The organism is Arthrobacter liuii, from assembly GCF_014639275.1.
In the GTDB taxonomy this organism is placed as follows: Bacteria; Actinomycetota; Actinomycetes; order Actinomycetales; family Micrococcaceae; genus Arthrobacter; species Arthrobacter liuii.
In genome coordinates, this window is record NZ_BMFW01000011.1 from 53,847 (window position 1) to 69,868 (window position 16,022).

The following is a 16,022-nucleotide window of genomic DNA, read 5'->3' on the forward strand; positions in this document are numbered from 1 at the left end:
ACGATTAGGTGAAGGCATGCCCCATGTACTCATGGAACGGATCGGCAGCCTGGTGCTGGGCTACGAGCTCGAACGGTGGATCGGTCGGGCTGGGTCACCGTCACGCTCCCGCCAAGGCCCTATAACCTTATGAGTTGGTCTGCACCGGGGCACCACGCCGCCGGCATGTACACGCAGCTCACCGCCAGTTAATACCTTCGGGAAGTCCCGGCACAGCCAAGACGCACGGATCGTTGCGATCCAGATGCGGTTGGACTCCGGGGGCTTGTAAAGAACGTTGGAGCTCACACTGCCGGGTCCGTCGCAGGGGTGAACCGGGCGGGGCTGTGCGCAGTCCTAAGTCCGAGCCGGCCGGCACGGACGCCGTTGGCGATCACGACGATTTCGGCCAGTTCGTGGATAAGGACCACGGCGGCGAGTCCCAGCATGCCGAACAGCGCCAGCGGGATCAGTATGGCGATCAGGGCCAGGGACAGGCCCACGTTCTGGAGCATGATGCTCCGGGTCCTGTGCGCGTGATCGAGGACCTGCGGCAGGTGGTTCAGGTCCTCGCCCATCAGGGCGATGTCGGCGGTTTCGATCGCGACGTCGGTGCCCATGGCCCCCATGGCGATGCCGGTGTCGGCGGTCGCGAGTGCCGGGGCGTCATTGACGCCGTCGCCGACCATGGCGGTGGGCTGGCGGCTCTTGAGCGTGCGGATAATCTCCGCTTTATCCTCGGGTCGTAGGTCGGCATGGACCTCGGTGATGCCCGCGTCATTAGCCAGCGTGGTGGCGGTGATGAGGTTGTCGCCGGTGAGCATGGCCGTGGTGTAGCCGGAGGCGCCCAGCCGGGCAATGACTTCCCGGGCTTCGGGCCTCAGCTCGTCGCGCACAGCGACCGCGCCAATGACCTGGCCGCCGTCCTCGATCAGGACAGCCGTTGCGCCGGCGTGCTGCATCCGTTCGACCTCGCCGGCCAGCGGGCCGGCGTTGATCCAGCCCGGCCGGCCAAGGCGGACAGTCCTGCCATCGAGCCGGCCCTCCAGACCGGCGCCGGGGACGGTGTCGACGTCCGTGATGTCAGCCCGGTCCGTGGCGGCTGCGAGGATGGCGCGGGCCAGAGGGTGTTCGCTGTGGGATTCCAGGCCCGCCGCGAGGGCCAGGACCTGTTCCCGGGTCGCGGTTCCGGTCGCCGCGACGTCGATCACTGCAGGCTGATTGCGGGTAAGCGTTCCGGTCTTGTCCAGTGCGATGGTGCGGATCTTGCCAAGGGCTTCCAGGGCACCGCCGCCCTTGATCAGTACGCCGATACGACTGGCCGCACCCACGGACGCGACGACCGTGACGGGGACCGAGATGGCCAGCGCGCAGGGTGATGCGGCGACCAGGACGACGAGGGCGCGTTCAAACCACAGCAACGGTTCCCCGACGATGAAGCCGAAGACGATGATCAGGGCCGCGGCGATCAGGATGCCCGGGACGAGCTTGCTGGCGATGGAGTCGGCCAGGCGCTGGCCCGGGCCCTTGCGGGACTGCTCGGCCTCCACGATGTGCACGATCCTGGCCAACGAGTTGTTCTCCGCAGTGCTGGTGACTTCAACCTCAAGCGGTCCGGTGCCGTTGATCGACCCGGCAAAGACCTCGCTTCCCGGTCCGGCCTCGACCGGCACGGATTCACCGGTCAGCGCCGAAGTGTCCAGGGACGTGCGGCCGGTGAGGATCCTGCCGTCGGTGGCCAAACGCTCCCCGGGCCGGACCACCATCCGGTCCCCAAGGATGAGTTCTGCCGGGTCGACCGTGACCTCGGTGCCGCCGCGCAGCACGGTCGCCTCGGCCGGGACCAGGTCCAGCAGGGCGCGCAGGCCACGGCGGGTCTTGGCCAGTGAGTACTCCTCAAGGCCTTCGGAGATCGCATAGAGGAAGGCCAACATGGCGGCCTCCTCGAACTGCCCCAGGGCGACGGCACCGACGGCGGCGATCGTCATCAGCGTCCCGACCCCGATCTTGCCCTTGGACAGGCGCCTCAGGGTGAAGGGAACGAACGTCCACGCTGCAACCAACAGCGCGGCGATTTCCAGGGGAAGCGTCAGCCACTGCGGGCCCCCGGCCAGCGAGGTGATCCACGCTGTGAGGAGCAGGACGCCTGCGAGTGCGGCTGCCCGGAACTCAGTGACCTGCCAGAAGCCGACGGCCTCCTCCGCTTCTTCGGCTTCGCCGGTCCCGGTCTTCTGGTCGCTGCAGCCGCAGGCGTCACTCATCGTTCGTTCTCTTCCGTCAGGGCGGCGCCGGTGCTGACGGTGCCGTAGTTCGGGCAGAGGCTGACCGCGTTGCCGGTGGCGGCAAGCAGGATCTCGGCCTGTGCGAGCATGTCCATCAGCTCCGGACGGGACAGCGAGTAATAGACACTGCGGCCCTGCACCCTGCCTTCGACCAGGCCACAGTCACGAAGACAGGCCACGTGGGCCGATACCGTTGACTGGGCAAGGCCCAGCTCCCCGGTCAGGTCACCCACCCGCACCTCGCCGCCAGCCATGCGCTGGACGATGCTCAACCGAGTCGGGTCACCGAGGGAATGAAACAGTGCCGCTGCCGGACCGAGCTGCCGGCACGGGTCGGTGGAAACTGCAGGTTCAATCGTCATACGGCGATAATAGCGGTATTTGTGATGACATCGCGCGCAAGCTGCGGCCACGTGAGCATGCCAACTAATGGGAGGCCCGGGTGGGATGGTCACCCCTGGCCCCGTCGATGCCGGTGAGGGGCACTTCCTCCACTGGGATGCTAATTAGATGTAGCGGCACACCTCGTTCGCGGTGCACGTGTCCGGTTCAGGTTCAGCGGCCTGGGCGTGCAACTGGGAGATAGTTTCCCTGAGGACAAGGAGTTCGGCGATCTGGGCATCGAGTTCCCGCAGACGCCCCCCTAGCAGGTTCCGGACGTGCGAGCACGGCGCTTGGCCGTGTCCGCGGATCCTCAGGATCTGCCCGATCTGGGCGAGTGTGAGCCCGGCGGCTTGGCCGCGGTGGATGAACCCGACCATGCCCACAGCGTCGTCGGTGTAGTCCCGGTAACCGGAGGCCATGCGTTCGGCCGGCGGGAGCAGCCCCGACTCTTCGTAGAACCGGAGGGTCTTGGTCGTCGTTCCGGTTGCTTCTGCAAGCTGTCCGATTCTCACGCGGGTTGATTTCCCTCTCGATGGCCACCTGATTTGACCTTCCACTGTACTGGAAGGTTCATGCTGGTTCCATTGGAAGTCTCAAGGCACGGGGAAGGTCAACTGTATGCGCAACGAACGGTTCGACCTGGCGATCATTGGTTCCGGTGGCGCGGCTTTTGCGGCCGCGATCCGGGCCAGGGGGCTGGGCAAGCGGGTAGTGATGATTGAGCGTGGCACCGTGGGCGGGACATGCGTGAACACTGGGTGTGTGCCGTCGAAGGCGCTCCTGGCTGCCGCCGATGCCCGCCACGTGGCGTTGGACTCGGCCCGCTTCCCCGGCGTGGTGGCCTCGGCGGGTCCCGTGGATATGCCGGCACTCATCGGAGGCAAGGCTGCGCTTGTTGAAAGCATGCGGACGGAGAAGTACGTCGATCTGGCCGCTGAGTATGGCTGGGCCATGGTCGAGGGGGACGCAGAGTTCACTGGAAGCCAGAATGCGCCCCTGCTTCAGGTCACCTCACTTGGCGGTGCGGTGACAATGATCGAAGCCGTTCACTACGTTGTGGCCACGGGCTCAACACCATGGGCCCCGCCCGTTCCTGGACTGGCCGAGACCGGCTACCTGACCTCGACAACGGCGATGGAACTGGACGAGGTACCCGACACGATGCTCATCCTGGGTGGGGGCTATGTTGCCTTGGAGCAGGCGCAGCTTTTCTCCCGGCTTGGTGCCCGGGTCACCATGCTCGTCCGCTCCCGGCTGACCTCGCGGGAGGAACCGGAAGTATCCAAGGCGTTGGCCGGAGTCTTCGCGGATGAGGGTATCAGGGTGGTCCGGCGGGCCACAGTGGATTCCGTGAGCCTCGATGAGGACACCGCCGGAGTCATCGCCACCGCATCCGTGGCCGGAGGCCAGGAAGTTTTCCGGGCCTCCCGGCTGCTCGTGGCCACGGGCCGCAGGCCCGTTACCGACGGGCTGAACCTTGAGGCTGTCGGGGTAAAGACCGGCATATCCGGCGGGATCGTGGTCGACTCGCGTCTTGCCAGCTCCAACCCGCGGATCTGGGCCGCCGGGGACGTGACCGGCCATCGGGAGTTCGTCTACGTCGCAGCGGCCCACGGCACCCTGGCCGTGGAAAACGCCTTCACCGACGCCGCGGCCGAGGTGGGCTACCGGTACCTGCCCCGGGTGACCTTCACCAGCCCGGCCGTCGGTGCCGTCGGCATGACCGAGAAGGAGGCGATCGCCGCGGGGATTCGTTGCGACTGCCGGGTCCTGCCCCTGCAATATGTTCCGAGGGCGCTGGTCAACCGCGACACCCGTGGGTTCATCAAGGTCGTCGCTGATCGTGACACCGGCAGGATCCTGGGCCTCACCGCGGTGGCCAAGGACGCCGGGGAACTCGCCGCCGCCGGCGTCTACCTGCTCGAGGCCGGGATGACCACCGCACAAGTCGTGGCCGCCTGGAGCCCCTACCTGACCATGGCCGAGGGCATCAGAATCGCCTGCAAAGCCTTCACCACCGATGTCTCCAAACTCTCCTGCTGTGCCTAAAAGCGCGGCCCGAATCTCACGAAAGCCAATCCCGTGACCGCCACCGACCACCAAGCCCTCACCTATTTGCTGTCCTCTTCACGGTCGGGATCAAACCTGAGTTATTCGTGACATTGCTGCGGCTCCTGGCGAAGGCGAGCCTGTCACGGTCGTCGATCTGGCCACCGCCAGCGGACGGAGCGAAGGCACGGTGAGGCAGGGCGTGGCCGGGCGGCCCACTGGGAGTAATCGATTGCGAAAATAAACAGGATCAGGAACCTGATGGCGAAGCCTGCCGCTGCAGCCGCGCTTGCCGCCAGTGATGAGGCAACAATGACGAGTCCGCCCAGGACGGGACCTGTTACGCCGGTGGCCTGGAGGACAACGCGCGTGGCGGCGGAAGCCGGCCTTATCGCAGTCCCTGGCTTGAGGTATCTGGGAAACGCCCCTGAAGCTGGCCCGTAGAAAGCGTCGGCGATGCGCATGCGTTGATTTCCGCCACCGGAGGACCATGTCGCAACTTGCAGTCGTGATGCTCGCGCTCTTCGGCGAATGGAACGCACCTACGCGATCGAACGCGCAGCCCACGCGCACGCCGTTGCTGCCGCCAAAAGTCCCGAATATTGGTGACGGTTCGTGCATGCTACTTCAGACAAAACGACCGTTGGTCCAGCCGACTTCTGAGCCGACAAGGGGACTCACGCCTTAGGGAACGGTAATCACCGCCACGGCGTGCTGGGCGCCGTCGCGCAGTTCCACGCTTGAGATGCTGCCCAGCTGGATGGGGGTTGCCCCGGTGACCTTGACCTTTCCGCTCGGGGTGGCCGTCCAGGCGCAGGCCCGGTCCTCCCCGCCGGCACGGTCGCGCACCCACAACGAAAGTGTCCCTTCCGCCGGGAGGCTGCTGCCGCTCACCGCCAGCTCGGTTCCCCACGTCTTCCGGGCCATGTCGATGTTGACCTGCAGCCCTCCCCCGGATGCTAGCGAGTAGGTGGCATCCGGGGGAGGCGCCCTTACGAGCAGCGGCCCCACCGCCAGGCCCACAGCCAGGCACGCAGCGGCAAGGGCACCGGCCAGCGCCGCCCACCGCCGTCGTAATGTCCGACGGCGGTGCGCCAGTTCGTCAAAAAGGCGGGCAGGGACGGACGCTTCATTGGCCTCGCTGCCGCCAGGGACGGAGGTAAGCGCCACGGCGTCGGGGACGGGCAGGGAATCCAGGAGCATGGGAACCTTCTCCAGCACCGCAAGTTCCTTGCGGCAGCCCGCGCAGTCCTGGAGATGCGCATCGAAAAGGTCGAGGTCGGCGGCATCAAGGCCCCCCAGCACGTAAGCGCCCAGCAAGTGGTGCGGGTTGGTGCTCACCGTTCCACCCCCATTTCGTCCAGGATGGTGCGCAATGCCCGGAGGGCATAATAGGCGCGGGACTTGACCGTGCCGCTGGGGATGCTGAGCTGGACCGCGGCCTCGTTAACAGTGAACCGGCGGTAGTGCAGGGCCACCAGGACGTCCCGGTGTTCCTTGCTCAGCCGCAGCAGCGCTTCCTCCATCAGGACCCGGTTGAGCAGCTCGTCAACCCGGCCCATCACCTCGGCCGGGTCCGTGAGGCTGCCCTCCATCGCCTCCTGCGGGCGGCGCTGGCTCCGGCGGTAATTATCGATCATGATGTTCCTGGCCGTCCGGTACAAGTAACTGCGGAAGCTGCCGTTGATCTCCGGGGCGTGCTGCCAGACGCGGAGCACGGTTTCCTGGACCACGTCCTCCGCAAGCTGCGGATCACGGGTGGCGCTGAGCACGAAACGGCGCAGGGCGCTGCCGTGCTCACGGTAGATGGCCTCCACCACGTCGTCGTCGAGCGGCATCCCACCCCTCCCGTCACTGCCCTGTCCACGTCACTGCCCCTCGGGAAACGCCCCCAGCATCTGACCTCCCGGCTGTTACCACGCCAGGAAGCGGGAAACGGTTCAATCGATCGGCTCCACGGTGCACCTGTGAACCATTCTTTACCCGGAGGCGTCGTAGGGGTAAGCGTGCGGTCATCCAACGCCGGGCGCCCGCAAAAAACACCACCCAAGAAAGCACCCAGCCAAGGAGCACACCATGAAGCACCATTTAGGGGCAGGCCTTGCCATCCTGGCCCTGGCGGCAGCCCTCACAGGCTGCGGCGGCAGTACCGGCACAACGCCGGCAGCCACCAGCCCTGCCACGGGCACCGCAACCAGCAGCACCGGCGCGTCCCCCTCGGGCGCGTCATCTTCCAGCGCCTCCACGACCTCCGCGTCCGCGTCCCGGGCGGGAGTCGCCGTCGAGCTCAAGACAGCCTCCTCAACGGCAGGCAGCATCGTGGTGGACGCCAAGGGAATGAGCCTCTACCTCTTCGCCAAGGACACCAAGGACTCCGGCACCAGCGCCTGCACGGGCTCCTGCCTGGTCCAGTGGACGCCGCTGACCACCACCTCGGGGTCACCCGCGGCAGACGGCGTGACCGGGAAGCTGGGGACCATCACCAGCCCTGACGGCAAGAAGCAGGTGACCCTGAACGGCATGCCCCTCTACTACTTCGCAAAGGACACCAAACCGGGCGACATCCTGGGCCAGGGAGTCGGCGGCGTCTGGTACCTGTCGGACCCTTCGGGCGCAATGATCAAGGGCGCCGGCCAGGGCTACTAGGCCTGGATTCCTCCCAAGGGAGCGTCACTTCAACGGGGCGTCACTTCAAGGGAGCGTCCGCAGCCTTGCCCGGGAGCGGGATTTCCGTGGGCACCTGAACGGGCAGTTTGGGGCCCTGTTCCAGGCCCTTCCTGACGTCCCCTGGAACATCGGTGGGCAGTGACGGCTCCGAGGGCACCGCCGTCGGCTTCTGGGCCGGCCCGTGTGTGGGGGTGTTCCCCGGCCGCGCCGGAACGCCCGACGGCGCCCCGGGGGCAGGTGCCGACGCGGGCGCGGGTGCCGGCGGGACGGCATCCGCGCTGCTGGTTGCCGACGGCCGGGGCGCCGCGGGCTGGGGCGCAGGTGCCAGGCCGCCCGTGCTGCCGGCGGGCGTGACGCCGGAACCTGTCACGAACGTTGTGACGGCGTGGTTCAGCTGGGTGAAGGAATCGCGGAATCCCTGGTCGGAGGCTGCGGCGACAGCGCCGCCGGCCGCGAGCGAGGCCACGACGGAGAGCGTGGTGAGGGTGATGCGGCGCTTGGCCTTGCGGCGGGCGGCCAGCTCATCGGCCGGCTGCGGTGCGCTGCGCTCTGTTGCCCTGCCCTGTCCTGCGCCGGGCTGTGTTGCCCAATGTTGCCCTGCCCCGGGTTCAGCGGCAGGTCCGGCGGCGGGCCCGACGGCGGGAAGCACGGTGGTGGCGGACCCGGCAGTTGCCGGGCCTGCCATGAGCGCCGCGAGCTCGGCGGAGGGTGCCGGGGCCTCTGCCGCCAGGGCACGCAGGCCGAGCAGGGCGTGGCGGAGCTGGCCGTCGTCGTCCATGCCTGCCTCCAGCAGGAGCTGGTCAACGGCCCCGTTGTTGCGGGATCCTGCGGTGTCACCCATGATTCGCCTGGTTTCTCTCGAGCGTTTGTGCCTTAAGGTTCTGGAGGGCGCGGCGCTGGAGCTGCTTGATGGCTCCGGTGCTCTTGCCCATGATGGCGGCCACCTGTTCGATGGACAGGTCGGCCACGACGCGCAGGGCCAGGACCTCCTGGTGTTCCTCGCTGAGCCCTTCCAGCATGGCCGCGGCCCCGCCGGCCAGTTCCACGGCGTGGTCCTCTGCTGACGGCGTGGTCCGGCCGTCGTGCTGGGGGTCGTACGGTGTCATTTGCGGCCTGCGCTCCAGCCGGCGGTAGTGGTCCACCATGCGGGCATGGGCAATGGAGAAAACCAAGGACTTCGCGCCCTGCAGACCGCCCGTGAGGTTGCCGATCCTGGGATAGAAGGCCATGAACACGTCCTGGGTGACAGCCTCGGGGTCATCCAGTCCGCGCGCCTTGAGGTACCCGTGCACCGGGCCCGCGAAGGTGCGATAGGCAGCAGCGAACAACACGGCCGGATCGGCTCCGGCTGCGTCGTCGAAAATGTCAATCTCTTCTTGGGCCAAAGTGTCTAGCACCAGCGGCTCCTCCATCCCGGGATCCGGCCCGCGCCTTGTCCCCGCTTTGCGGGACGGACTGCCAGTCCCCGTGGTCTTCCGGCTGCCTCTTTGCGGGATTTAAGGGGCGCCCTTCCATTGGTGCGCCCCCGCCCGGCTGCCCGGGCTGCGGCCGCAGCCGCAGTCCAGACTAGCCAATGTGCCTTAGCGGGCCGAAACTGACGGCGTGTGAACGGAGTTGCCACCGGCAGCGGGAACAGCAGGAACGGCAGGAACAGTGGTTGCGCCGTCGACGCCCGGGACGGCCGGAACTGCCGGAACCCCGGGCTTTGCAGCCTCAACCGAAGCGGAACCCTTGGTTTCGGCGGAGGCCTTGGCTGCAGCATCGGCCTTGGCCACGACGTCGGTGCAGTAGCTCTTGATGTTCACGTCCCCCTTGGCGGCGATGGACAGCGAAGAGAATGCCTTGGAGGAAGCGTCCAGGCCGCCGTGGGTGTAGGCGGTGCAGAGGCCCAGGGCTGCAGGGCCGGCGGCGTCAACCGCGGTGTTGGCTGCTGCCGAAGCGGTGGCGTCTACGGCGACCTTTTCGTCTGATGCTTCAGCCGTACCGGATGCCTTGGCGGTGGCATCTGCAGTGGCGTCTGCAGTGGCGTCAGCACGCTTCACAGCGTCGGTCACAGCGGCGGTGGCCGTGGGAGCCGGGGTGGCCTTGGCATCTGCCGCTGCTTCAGCTGCCAGCTTGGGGGCAGGTGCGCCAAAGACTTCGTGGGCGGTCTGCTGGGCCTGCGTGGGAAGGGCGCCGGAGACGGCGGCGGCACCGGTTCCTCCTACTGCCAGGGTTCCTGCGGCCAGGACTGCGGCAGCGACTTTGCTTGTGGCGAGAACGGTGAACACGGACATTTGACTTCTCCAAACCTAGACAACACATCGGATTGGGCCCGCCGGGCGGGCCCATCACTGACTACATCGCCTGAGGTTGCGGAAAGGTTACGGGCGCCCTGGAGTTTCTTTTCCCGCCCCCGGATCGCTGGAAAGGCGCCGGATCGCTGGTCCGCTGCAGCGTGTTCGCAGCTTTCCAGCGACCCGGCGGGGAAGCGGTCCTAGACCCCGGCCAGGTCTGCGTCTGCGTCCTCGAACTCCACGGCCGCCACGATTTCCTGTGTTTCGGGGTTGATCATGAAGGCTTCGTCGTCCTCTTCGACCATGAGGAAGTCACCGTGGTCGGTGCTGAAGTGCCATGCGAGGGTCTTTTCGCCATAGTGCAGGTAATTGGGATCGCCCATGGTGATGCGGACCAGCTCATGGCCGGCGACGTCGCAGAGTTCGCGGATGATCACTTCAAAGTCCGGAGCATCCTCAAGGGCCGCGGCGTCGGCCTGCGCCTGGCGTTCGGGGAGGTCCGGGATCTGGGCAACGAGGCGCTGGATGTGCGGGCCCACTTCCTCGTCGTCCAGCACCAGCAGATCGGCTTGGCCGCGCAGCCAGGCGGCGTTGAGCGCGGTGATGTTTTCGCGCTCCAGCAGCTCTTCGAACTCCCCGTCCAATTCCTCCATTTGGAGGACACCGTCGGGAGTGTCCTCCGTGTCGTCCAGTCCGCCGTCCAGGTAGTGCTCGGCGTCCGCTTCGGACAGGCCGTCGAAGGACGCTGCGGCGCGGTTGAAAAGGTCCAGGTGGGCGGTGGCACCCATTCCCGCCATGCCCTCGCGGATGAGCATGTCCGTTTCCCCGCGGTCAAGGGCCATGAAGGCGTACTGCGCGAAGCCGCCTTCCAGGACCTGCGTGAGGTAGAAGTCCACGTAGTAGCTGCGGACCGCCACGGGTGACATCTCGTCAGCATGGAGCAGGGCAGTATGCATGGCGTCGACAACGCTGACGTTGGCCTGCACCGCCTCCTCGTCGCTTGCTTCAATGCTGCTGCTGGTCAGGACGACGGGCTGGTGCGTGGTGATCATGGCAATCCTCGGTGCTGGTGCTGTGGTGCTGCGGACGCTTTTCACGCTACGGCTGCCCGGCCACCGCAGAATGGAGCGGGAAATGAACGTCAAGCGAAGTTTTCGGAGCCGCCCGGGAAGGACCGCGGCAAAGGGGGTGCCGGCTGGCGAACTAAGATAGATCAGATAACCACCCACCGGACCCGGCCCCGCCGTGGCCTGCCGAAAGTAGCGCGCACCATGCCATCCCAACCGGACGAAAGTGCGGAACTGGCAATACAGACACCCGCCATCAACGACCGCTCCCTGGCGGCCGGGCTGGCGTATGCCATGGCCAGCAGGGTCTCGGGCATATCGTTCGACGGCGGCACCGGGCTCATGCTTGGAAAGGTCCGGGGCGGCGCGGAGGTTCCTTACTCCACCACGGCCAAGCTGGTCCGGAAGGCGGGCGGTTGGAGCTGCACCGTTGGTGTGTGCAGCTGCCCGGTTCGCAAGGACTGTAAGCACGTGGCGGCCCTGCTTTTCGCTGCCGAGGACAACCCGTCCATCCGGGTGCAGCTGCTGGCGCCGTCCACCTCAACGCAGGTGTCCCGCACGCCCACCACGGCCCTTTCCGATTGGGAACAGGTCCTTAGCCCGCTGATCTCCCAGCCCGGTTCCGCCCCCTCCACAAGCGGGGTCCCCCTGGCCCTGCAGTTCGAGGTGGAGGAACCGCCGCCGCACTTTTCCTACACGGGCCGCCGGGATCCGGTGCGCGGCGTACGGCAGCTCAAGGTCCGGCCCGTCATCATGGGCGCCAAAGGTAAATGGATCCGCGGTGACATTTCCTGGAACACCCTCAGCTACCTGAATTTCCGCCGCGAATCGAACCAGGCGCATGTGGAGTGGCTGCAGGAGTTCCTTGCCGGCCATTCCTCCTCCGCCAGCCGGATGCACAACTCCGCGGGCCTGTGGCTGAGCCTGAACTCCTACGCGGGGAAGAACCTGTGGGGCCTGCTGTCCGACGCTCGAAAGATCGGGCTGGCCCTGGTCCACTCGCGCGGCACCGAGCCGGTCCGGGTCGCCGAGGCCCCTGCCGCCGTCGGGCTTTCCCTGAGCCGGTACGGCACACCGGTGGCAGAACCTTCCGCCGCGGGCACTGGCGCCCAGGCCAACAGCGTCCAGTCCAACAGCGTCCAGGCCCACGCGGAGGCGTCCGACGGCGGCCTGGAGCTTTCGCCCACCATCACCATTGAGGGCGACGAGGTTGATCCGGCATCGGTGGGCACCATCGGCAGGCCCGCACACGGCCTCTTCTTCACCTCCGGGGAGGCGGCCCTGCCGGGTGTCCCCGACCCCAACGGAACCATCACGCTTGCCCCGCTCGAAAACGGGCTGAGCGAGGAGCTGCTGGCGTTCGTCACCACCGGAAGCATGCTGCACATTCCGGCCAAGGACGAATCGCGGTTCCTGACCGGCTTCTATCCCAAGCTCAAGCAGACGGCCCGGGTGACGGCGCGGGATGAGTCCGTGGAGTTGCCCGAGCTGGCCGTCCCCACCCTGTCGCTGCTGGCCAATTACGGGGCGGACCACAGGGTCCGGCTGCACTGGGAGTGGCACTACAAAACCGGCAAGCTGGTCACGGCGCAGCCCCTGTGGCGGCATCCGGGCGACCACGGCTACCGCGACGACACCGCCGAGGCCCGCATCCTCGAAGGCATCGGCCAGCCATGGGACGCGGTGCCGGCGCTTGGTGAATCCGCCACTGGCGGTTGGGGCACTCCCCGGCTGGCGGCCTCTGCGGAACTGACGGGCCTGGACACCCTGGCGTTCACCGAGGAAGTGCTGCCGCGGCTGCGGGAAGCGCCGGATGTGGACGTGGACACGGCGGGTGACATCGCCGACTACCGCGAAGCGGAGGAAGCCCCGGTGGTGTCCATCTCCACCAAGGCGACCGAACAGCGCGACTGGTTCGACCTGGGCATCCAGATTTCCCTGGAAGGCCAGCCGGTTTCCTTTGCTGCCGTGTTCTCCGCCCTGGCCGCGGGCCAGACCAAGATGCTGCTGCCCAGCGGCGCGTACTTCTCGCTGGACCTGCCCGAGCTGCACCAGCTGCGCGCGCTGATCGAGGAAGCCAGGTCGCTGCAGGACAACAAGGACGCCCCCTTGCAGATCAGCCGGTTCCAGGCGGGCCTGTGGGACGAGCTGGCGCAGCTGGGGATCGTGGACGAGCAGGCGGCCGCTTGGCGGTCCGCAGTGGGCGGCCTCCTGGAGGGCGGCACGGACGGGTTGCCGTTGCCTTCCACCTTGGACGCCGAGCTGCGCCCGTACCAGCTGGAGGGCTACAACTGGCTCAGCTTCCTGTACAAGCATGGGCTGGGCGGCATCCTCGCCGACGACATGGGCCTGGGCAAGACCGTCCAGGCACTGGCACTGATGTGCGCGGCGAAGGAACTGGCCATTGACGCTGCGTCGTCCCTGGAAACGTCCGACGGCGGTGCTGCCGCTGACCCCGAAACCCGGGCCGCCGCCGTCGCACCCTTCCTGGTGGTGGCCCCTACCAGCGTGGTGGGCAACTGGGCGCTCGAAGCCGCACGGTTCGCCCCGGGCCTCACGGTGCGGACCGTCGGCGAGACCTTTGGAAAGAGCGGCCAAGACGTGGCGGAGGCCCTTGGCGCGGCCGACATCGTCATTACCTCGTACGCCCTGTTCCGGATCGATTATGAGGCCTATGCCTCCCGCACCTGGTCCGGGCTGGTGCTGGACGAGGCGCAGTTCGTGAAGAACCACCAGTCCAAGGCGTACCAGTGCGCACGCAAACTGCCGGCCGCGTTCAAGCTGGCCGTTACGGGCACCCCGCTGGAGAACAACCTGATGGAGTTCTGGGCCTTGACGTCCATCGTGGCGCCGGGCCTTTTCTCCAGCCCCAAGCGCTTCGCCGAGTACTACCAAAAGCCTGTGGAAAAGAACGGCGACAAGGGGCAGCTGGAAAAGCTCCGCCGACGCGTCCGGCCGCTGATGATGCGGCGCACCAAGGACCAGGTGATCAAGGACCTGCCGCCCAAGCAGGAGCAGATCCTTGAGGTGGTGCTCAACCCGCGGCACCAGAAGGTGTACCAAACGCATCTGCAGCGTGAGCGGCAGAAGATCCTGGGGCTGATCGAGGACGTCAACAAGAACCGCTTCACCATTTTCCAGTCGCTGACGCTGCTGCGGCAGCTCAGCCTGGACGTATCGCTGGTGGATCCGGCGCTGTCCGCCGTCCGCTCGAGCAAGCTGGACGTCCTGTTCGAACAGCTCGAGGACCTGGTGGCCGAGGGGCACCGGGCCCTGATCTTCAGCCAGTTCACGGGCTTCCTGGGCAAGGTCCGGGAGCGGCTGGACGAGGAAGAAATCGAGTACTGCTACCTCGACGGCGGCACGCGGAACCGCGCCGACGTGGTCAGCGAATTCAAGAACGGCACCGCGCCGGTGTTCCTGATCTCGCTCAAGGCCGGCGGATTCGGCCTCAACCTCACCGAGGCAGACTACGTCTTCCTCCTCGATCCCTGGTGGAACCCGGCCTCCGAGGCACAGGCCGTGGACCGGACGCACCGCATCGGGCAGGCCCGGAACGTGATGGTGTACCGGCTGGTGGCCAAGGACACGATCGAGGAGAAGGTCATGGCGCTGAAGACCCGGAAGTCGCAGCTGTTCGCAGACGTGATGGAGGGCGATGCCCTGGCCGGCGGCGCCATCACGGCTGAGGACCTGGCAGGGCTGTTCAAGGAGTAGGCGGGGCCACCGGTGCTCCCCCAGCTTGGACCCTGCAGGCCCCGTTTCGACATGCAGGGAACGGAACTGCCGGCAACACGTTAGGCCCAGGCACAACGAAGGGCCAAACCCCGGAACTATAAGCCGGCGGTTGCCGGCACCGGTCCGAGGTTTGGCCCTGACTCGTGCGCTGGGACGCGGAAACCGCGCCGTATTTTTCGTGCGCCGGCGCCGCCCCCAGCAGGCGGGCGCCCGGCAGCAGCTTGCGCTGGATGTGTGTTAGCTCGAATCCGAGGGGAGCTAGACCCGCTGCGGCGAGCCCAGTTCCACCGGGTCCTCGTCCATCAGGTAGGCCAGCTCGGAGTGCGCTGCGAGGTCGATGCCGCGCAGTTCGTCCTCGGGCTTGATGCGGAGGCCGCCCATTGCCTTGTCCAGGATCTTGGCCAGGACCCACGTGATGCCGAAGGAGTACACCAATACCGTGACGGTGGCCAGGGCCTGGACGCCCAGCTGTTGGAAGCCGCCGCCGTAGAACAGGCCGCTGACGCCGTTGGGCGCTTTGTCGGTGGCGAAAAGGCCGATCAGCAGGGTGCCGATGATGCCGCCCACCAGGTGGACGCCGACGACGTCGAGGGAATCGTCGAAACCGAGGCGGAACTTCCATTCAATGGCCAGCGAGCAGACGGCCCCGGCGATGGCGCCGATGGCCAGGGCGCCCAGCGGGCTGACGGCGCCACAGGCGGGGGTGATGGCCACCAGCGCTGCGATCAGGCCGGACGCGGCGCCCATGCTGGTGGCGGCGCCATGGCGGAACCGCTCCACAAGGGCCCAGGCGAGCAGGCCGGCGGAGGCTGCGACGGCCGTGTTGAGGAAGACCACGGCCGCGGACTGGCCGGCGGCGAGCGCGGAGCCGGCATTGAAGCCGAACCAGCCCACCCACAGCAGGCCTGCGCCCAGCAGGACCAGGGGCCGGCTGTGCGGCTTGGCGTGTTCAACCTTGGGCCAGCCGGAGCTCTTGCCAAGGACCAGGGCCAGGGCCAGGGCGGCGGCGCCGGCGTTCATGTGGACCGCGGTGCCGCCGGCGAAGTCGATGGCTTTGATGCCGTTGGCGATCCACCCGCCGACGCTGCTGCCGTCCGCCGAGTTGAATGCGAACACCCAGTGCGCGATCGGGAAGTACACAACCGTGGCCCAGATGCCGGCGAACAGCATCCAGGCGCCGAACTTCATGCGCCCGGCAGCGGCCCCGGCGACCAGCGCGGTGGTGACGCAGGCGAAGAAGAGCTGGAACGCGGCGAACAGGATGACCGGAATCGACGCAGCATCGTCCTTGGCCAGCAGCTGGCCCATGCCGGGGAATTCGGTGATGTCACCGATCAGGCCCAGGCCGCCCACGGAGTTGCCGAAGGCCATCGAGTACCCGAACAGGGCCCACAGGACGGCCACCAGGCTGGCGCCGCCAAAGCACATCATCATCATGTTGAGGATGCGGCGCGACCCCACCATGCCCCCGTAAAACAGGGCCAGGGCGGGGATCATCATGCAAACCAGCGCCGAGCTGGCCAAAATCCAAGCGACATTTCCCGAGTCCATGGGAACCCCTTTCAAGATGCGAAAAGAAC

The 16,022-nt window shown here is 67.0% G+C and carries 13 protein-coding genes; 3 read left to right on the top strand and 10 right to left on the bottom strand.

All coding sequences use genetic code 11. The features are described 5' to 3' along the window. Nucleotides 1–284 precede the first annotated feature (284 nt). From IEW19_RS12720 to IEW19_RS12730, 3 genes are all read right to left on the bottom strand, one after another. Nucleotides 285–2,240 carry a heavy metal translocating P-type ATPase gene (locus IEW19_RS12720; RefSeq protein ID WP_188571997.1) on the bottom strand — a complete coding sequence of 652 codons (1,956 nt, stop codon included), beginning with the start codon at nt 2,238–2,240 and terminating at the stop codon, nt 285–287. Beyond that, the gene (locus IEW19_RS12725) at nt 2,237–2,623 is read right to left on the bottom strand and encodes an ArsR/SmtB family transcription factor (RefSeq protein WP_188571998.1); all 387 of its coding nucleotides are present in this window, start codon (nt 2,621–2,623) and stop codon (nt 2,237–2,239) included. The genes IEW19_RS12720 and IEW19_RS12725 overlap by 4 nt, the downstream gene beginning before the upstream one ends. A gap of 144 nt (nt 2,624–2,767) precedes the next feature. Continuing rightward, complete coding sequence (locus IEW19_RS12730; RefSeq protein WP_188571999.1) at nt 2,768–3,157, bottom strand: heavy metal-responsive transcriptional regulator; 390 nt, start codon at nt 3,155–3,157, stop codon at nt 2,768–2,770. 106 nt (nt 3,158–3,263) lie between these two features. Here IEW19_RS12730 and merA point away from each other — a divergent pair, with 106 nt between their 5' ends. After that, nucleotides 3,264–4,694, top strand: a complete 1,431-nt coding sequence (gene merA, locus IEW19_RS12735) for a mercury(II) reductase (RefSeq protein ID WP_188572000.1) — start codon at nt 3,264–3,266, stop codon at nt 4,692–4,694. A 684-nt stretch (nt 4,695–5,378) separates the two neighbouring features. On the opposite strand, the gene IEW19_RS12740 is transcribed toward merA, so the two are convergent. Together IEW19_RS12740 and IEW19_RS12745 are read right to left on the bottom strand one after the other, a co-directional pair. Further along, nucleotides 5,379–6,035, bottom strand: coding sequence for an anti-sigma factor family protein (locus tag IEW19_RS12740; RefSeq protein ID WP_188572001.1), 657 nt, complete (start codon nt 6,033–6,035; stop codon nt 5,379–5,381). Continuing rightward, on the bottom strand, nt 6,032–6,532 hold the full coding sequence (locus tag IEW19_RS12745; protein ID WP_188572002.1) for a sigma-70 family RNA polymerase sigma factor: 501 nt from the start codon (nt 6,530–6,532) through the stop codon (nt 6,032–6,034). The genes IEW19_RS12740 and IEW19_RS12745 overlap by 4 nt, the downstream gene beginning before the upstream one ends. A gap of 238 nt (nt 6,533–6,770) precedes the next feature. Between IEW19_RS12745 and IEW19_RS12750 the strand changes: the two genes are divergently transcribed. Beyond that, on the top strand, nt 6,771–7,340 hold the full coding sequence (locus IEW19_RS12750) for a COG4315 family predicted lipoprotein (RefSeq protein WP_188572003.1): 570 nt from the start codon (nt 6,771–6,773) through the stop codon (nt 7,338–7,340). A 40-nt stretch (nt 7,341–7,380) separates the two neighbouring features. Here the strand turns inward: IEW19_RS12750 and IEW19_RS12755 are convergent, their stop codons facing one another. The 4 genes from IEW19_RS12755 to IEW19_RS12770 all read right to left on the bottom strand — a co-directional run bounded on the left by IEW19_RS12755 (nt 7,381) and on the right by IEW19_RS12770 (nt 10,689). Then, a complete protein-coding gene (locus IEW19_RS12755) occupies nt 7,381–8,202 on the bottom strand; it encodes a hypothetical protein (protein ID WP_188572004.1) in 822 nt (273 codons plus the stop codon). Beyond that, nucleotides 8,195–8,773 (bottom strand): RNA polymerase sigma factor, encoded by a 579-nt coding sequence (locus IEW19_RS12760; RefSeq protein ID WP_188572005.1) that lies wholly within the window; start codon nt 8,771–8,773, stop codon nt 8,195–8,197. The genes IEW19_RS12755 and IEW19_RS12760 overlap by 8 nt, the downstream gene beginning before the upstream one ends. A 168-nt stretch (nt 8,774–8,941) precedes the next feature. After that, nucleotides 8,942–9,637: a protein tyrosine phosphatase gene (locus IEW19_RS12765; protein ID WP_188572006.1), complete on the bottom strand. Its 696-nt coding sequence runs from the start codon at nt 9,635–9,637 to the stop codon at nt 8,942–8,944. Nucleotides 9,638–9,837: 200 nt separating this feature from the next. Further along, nucleotides 9,838–10,689: a DMP19 family protein gene (locus IEW19_RS12770; protein WP_188572007.1), complete on the bottom strand. Its 852-nt coding sequence runs from the start codon at nt 10,687–10,689 to the stop codon at nt 9,838–9,840. A 219-nt stretch (nt 10,690–10,908) separates the two neighbouring features. On the opposite strand from IEW19_RS12770, the gene IEW19_RS12775 reads away from it, so the two are divergent. Beyond that, nucleotides 10,909–14,421: a DEAD/DEAH box helicase gene (locus IEW19_RS12775; protein ID WP_188572008.1), complete on the top strand. Its 3,513-nt coding sequence runs from the start codon at nt 10,909–10,911 to the stop codon at nt 14,419–14,421. A gap of 279 nt (nt 14,422–14,700) precedes the next feature. Here the strand turns inward: IEW19_RS12775 and IEW19_RS12780 are convergent, their stop codons facing one another. After that, complete coding sequence (locus tag IEW19_RS12780; protein WP_188572009.1) at nt 14,701–15,993, bottom strand: ammonium transporter; 1,293 nt, start codon at nt 15,991–15,993, stop codon at nt 14,701–14,703. Nucleotides 15,994–16,022: the final 29 nt, after the last annotated feature.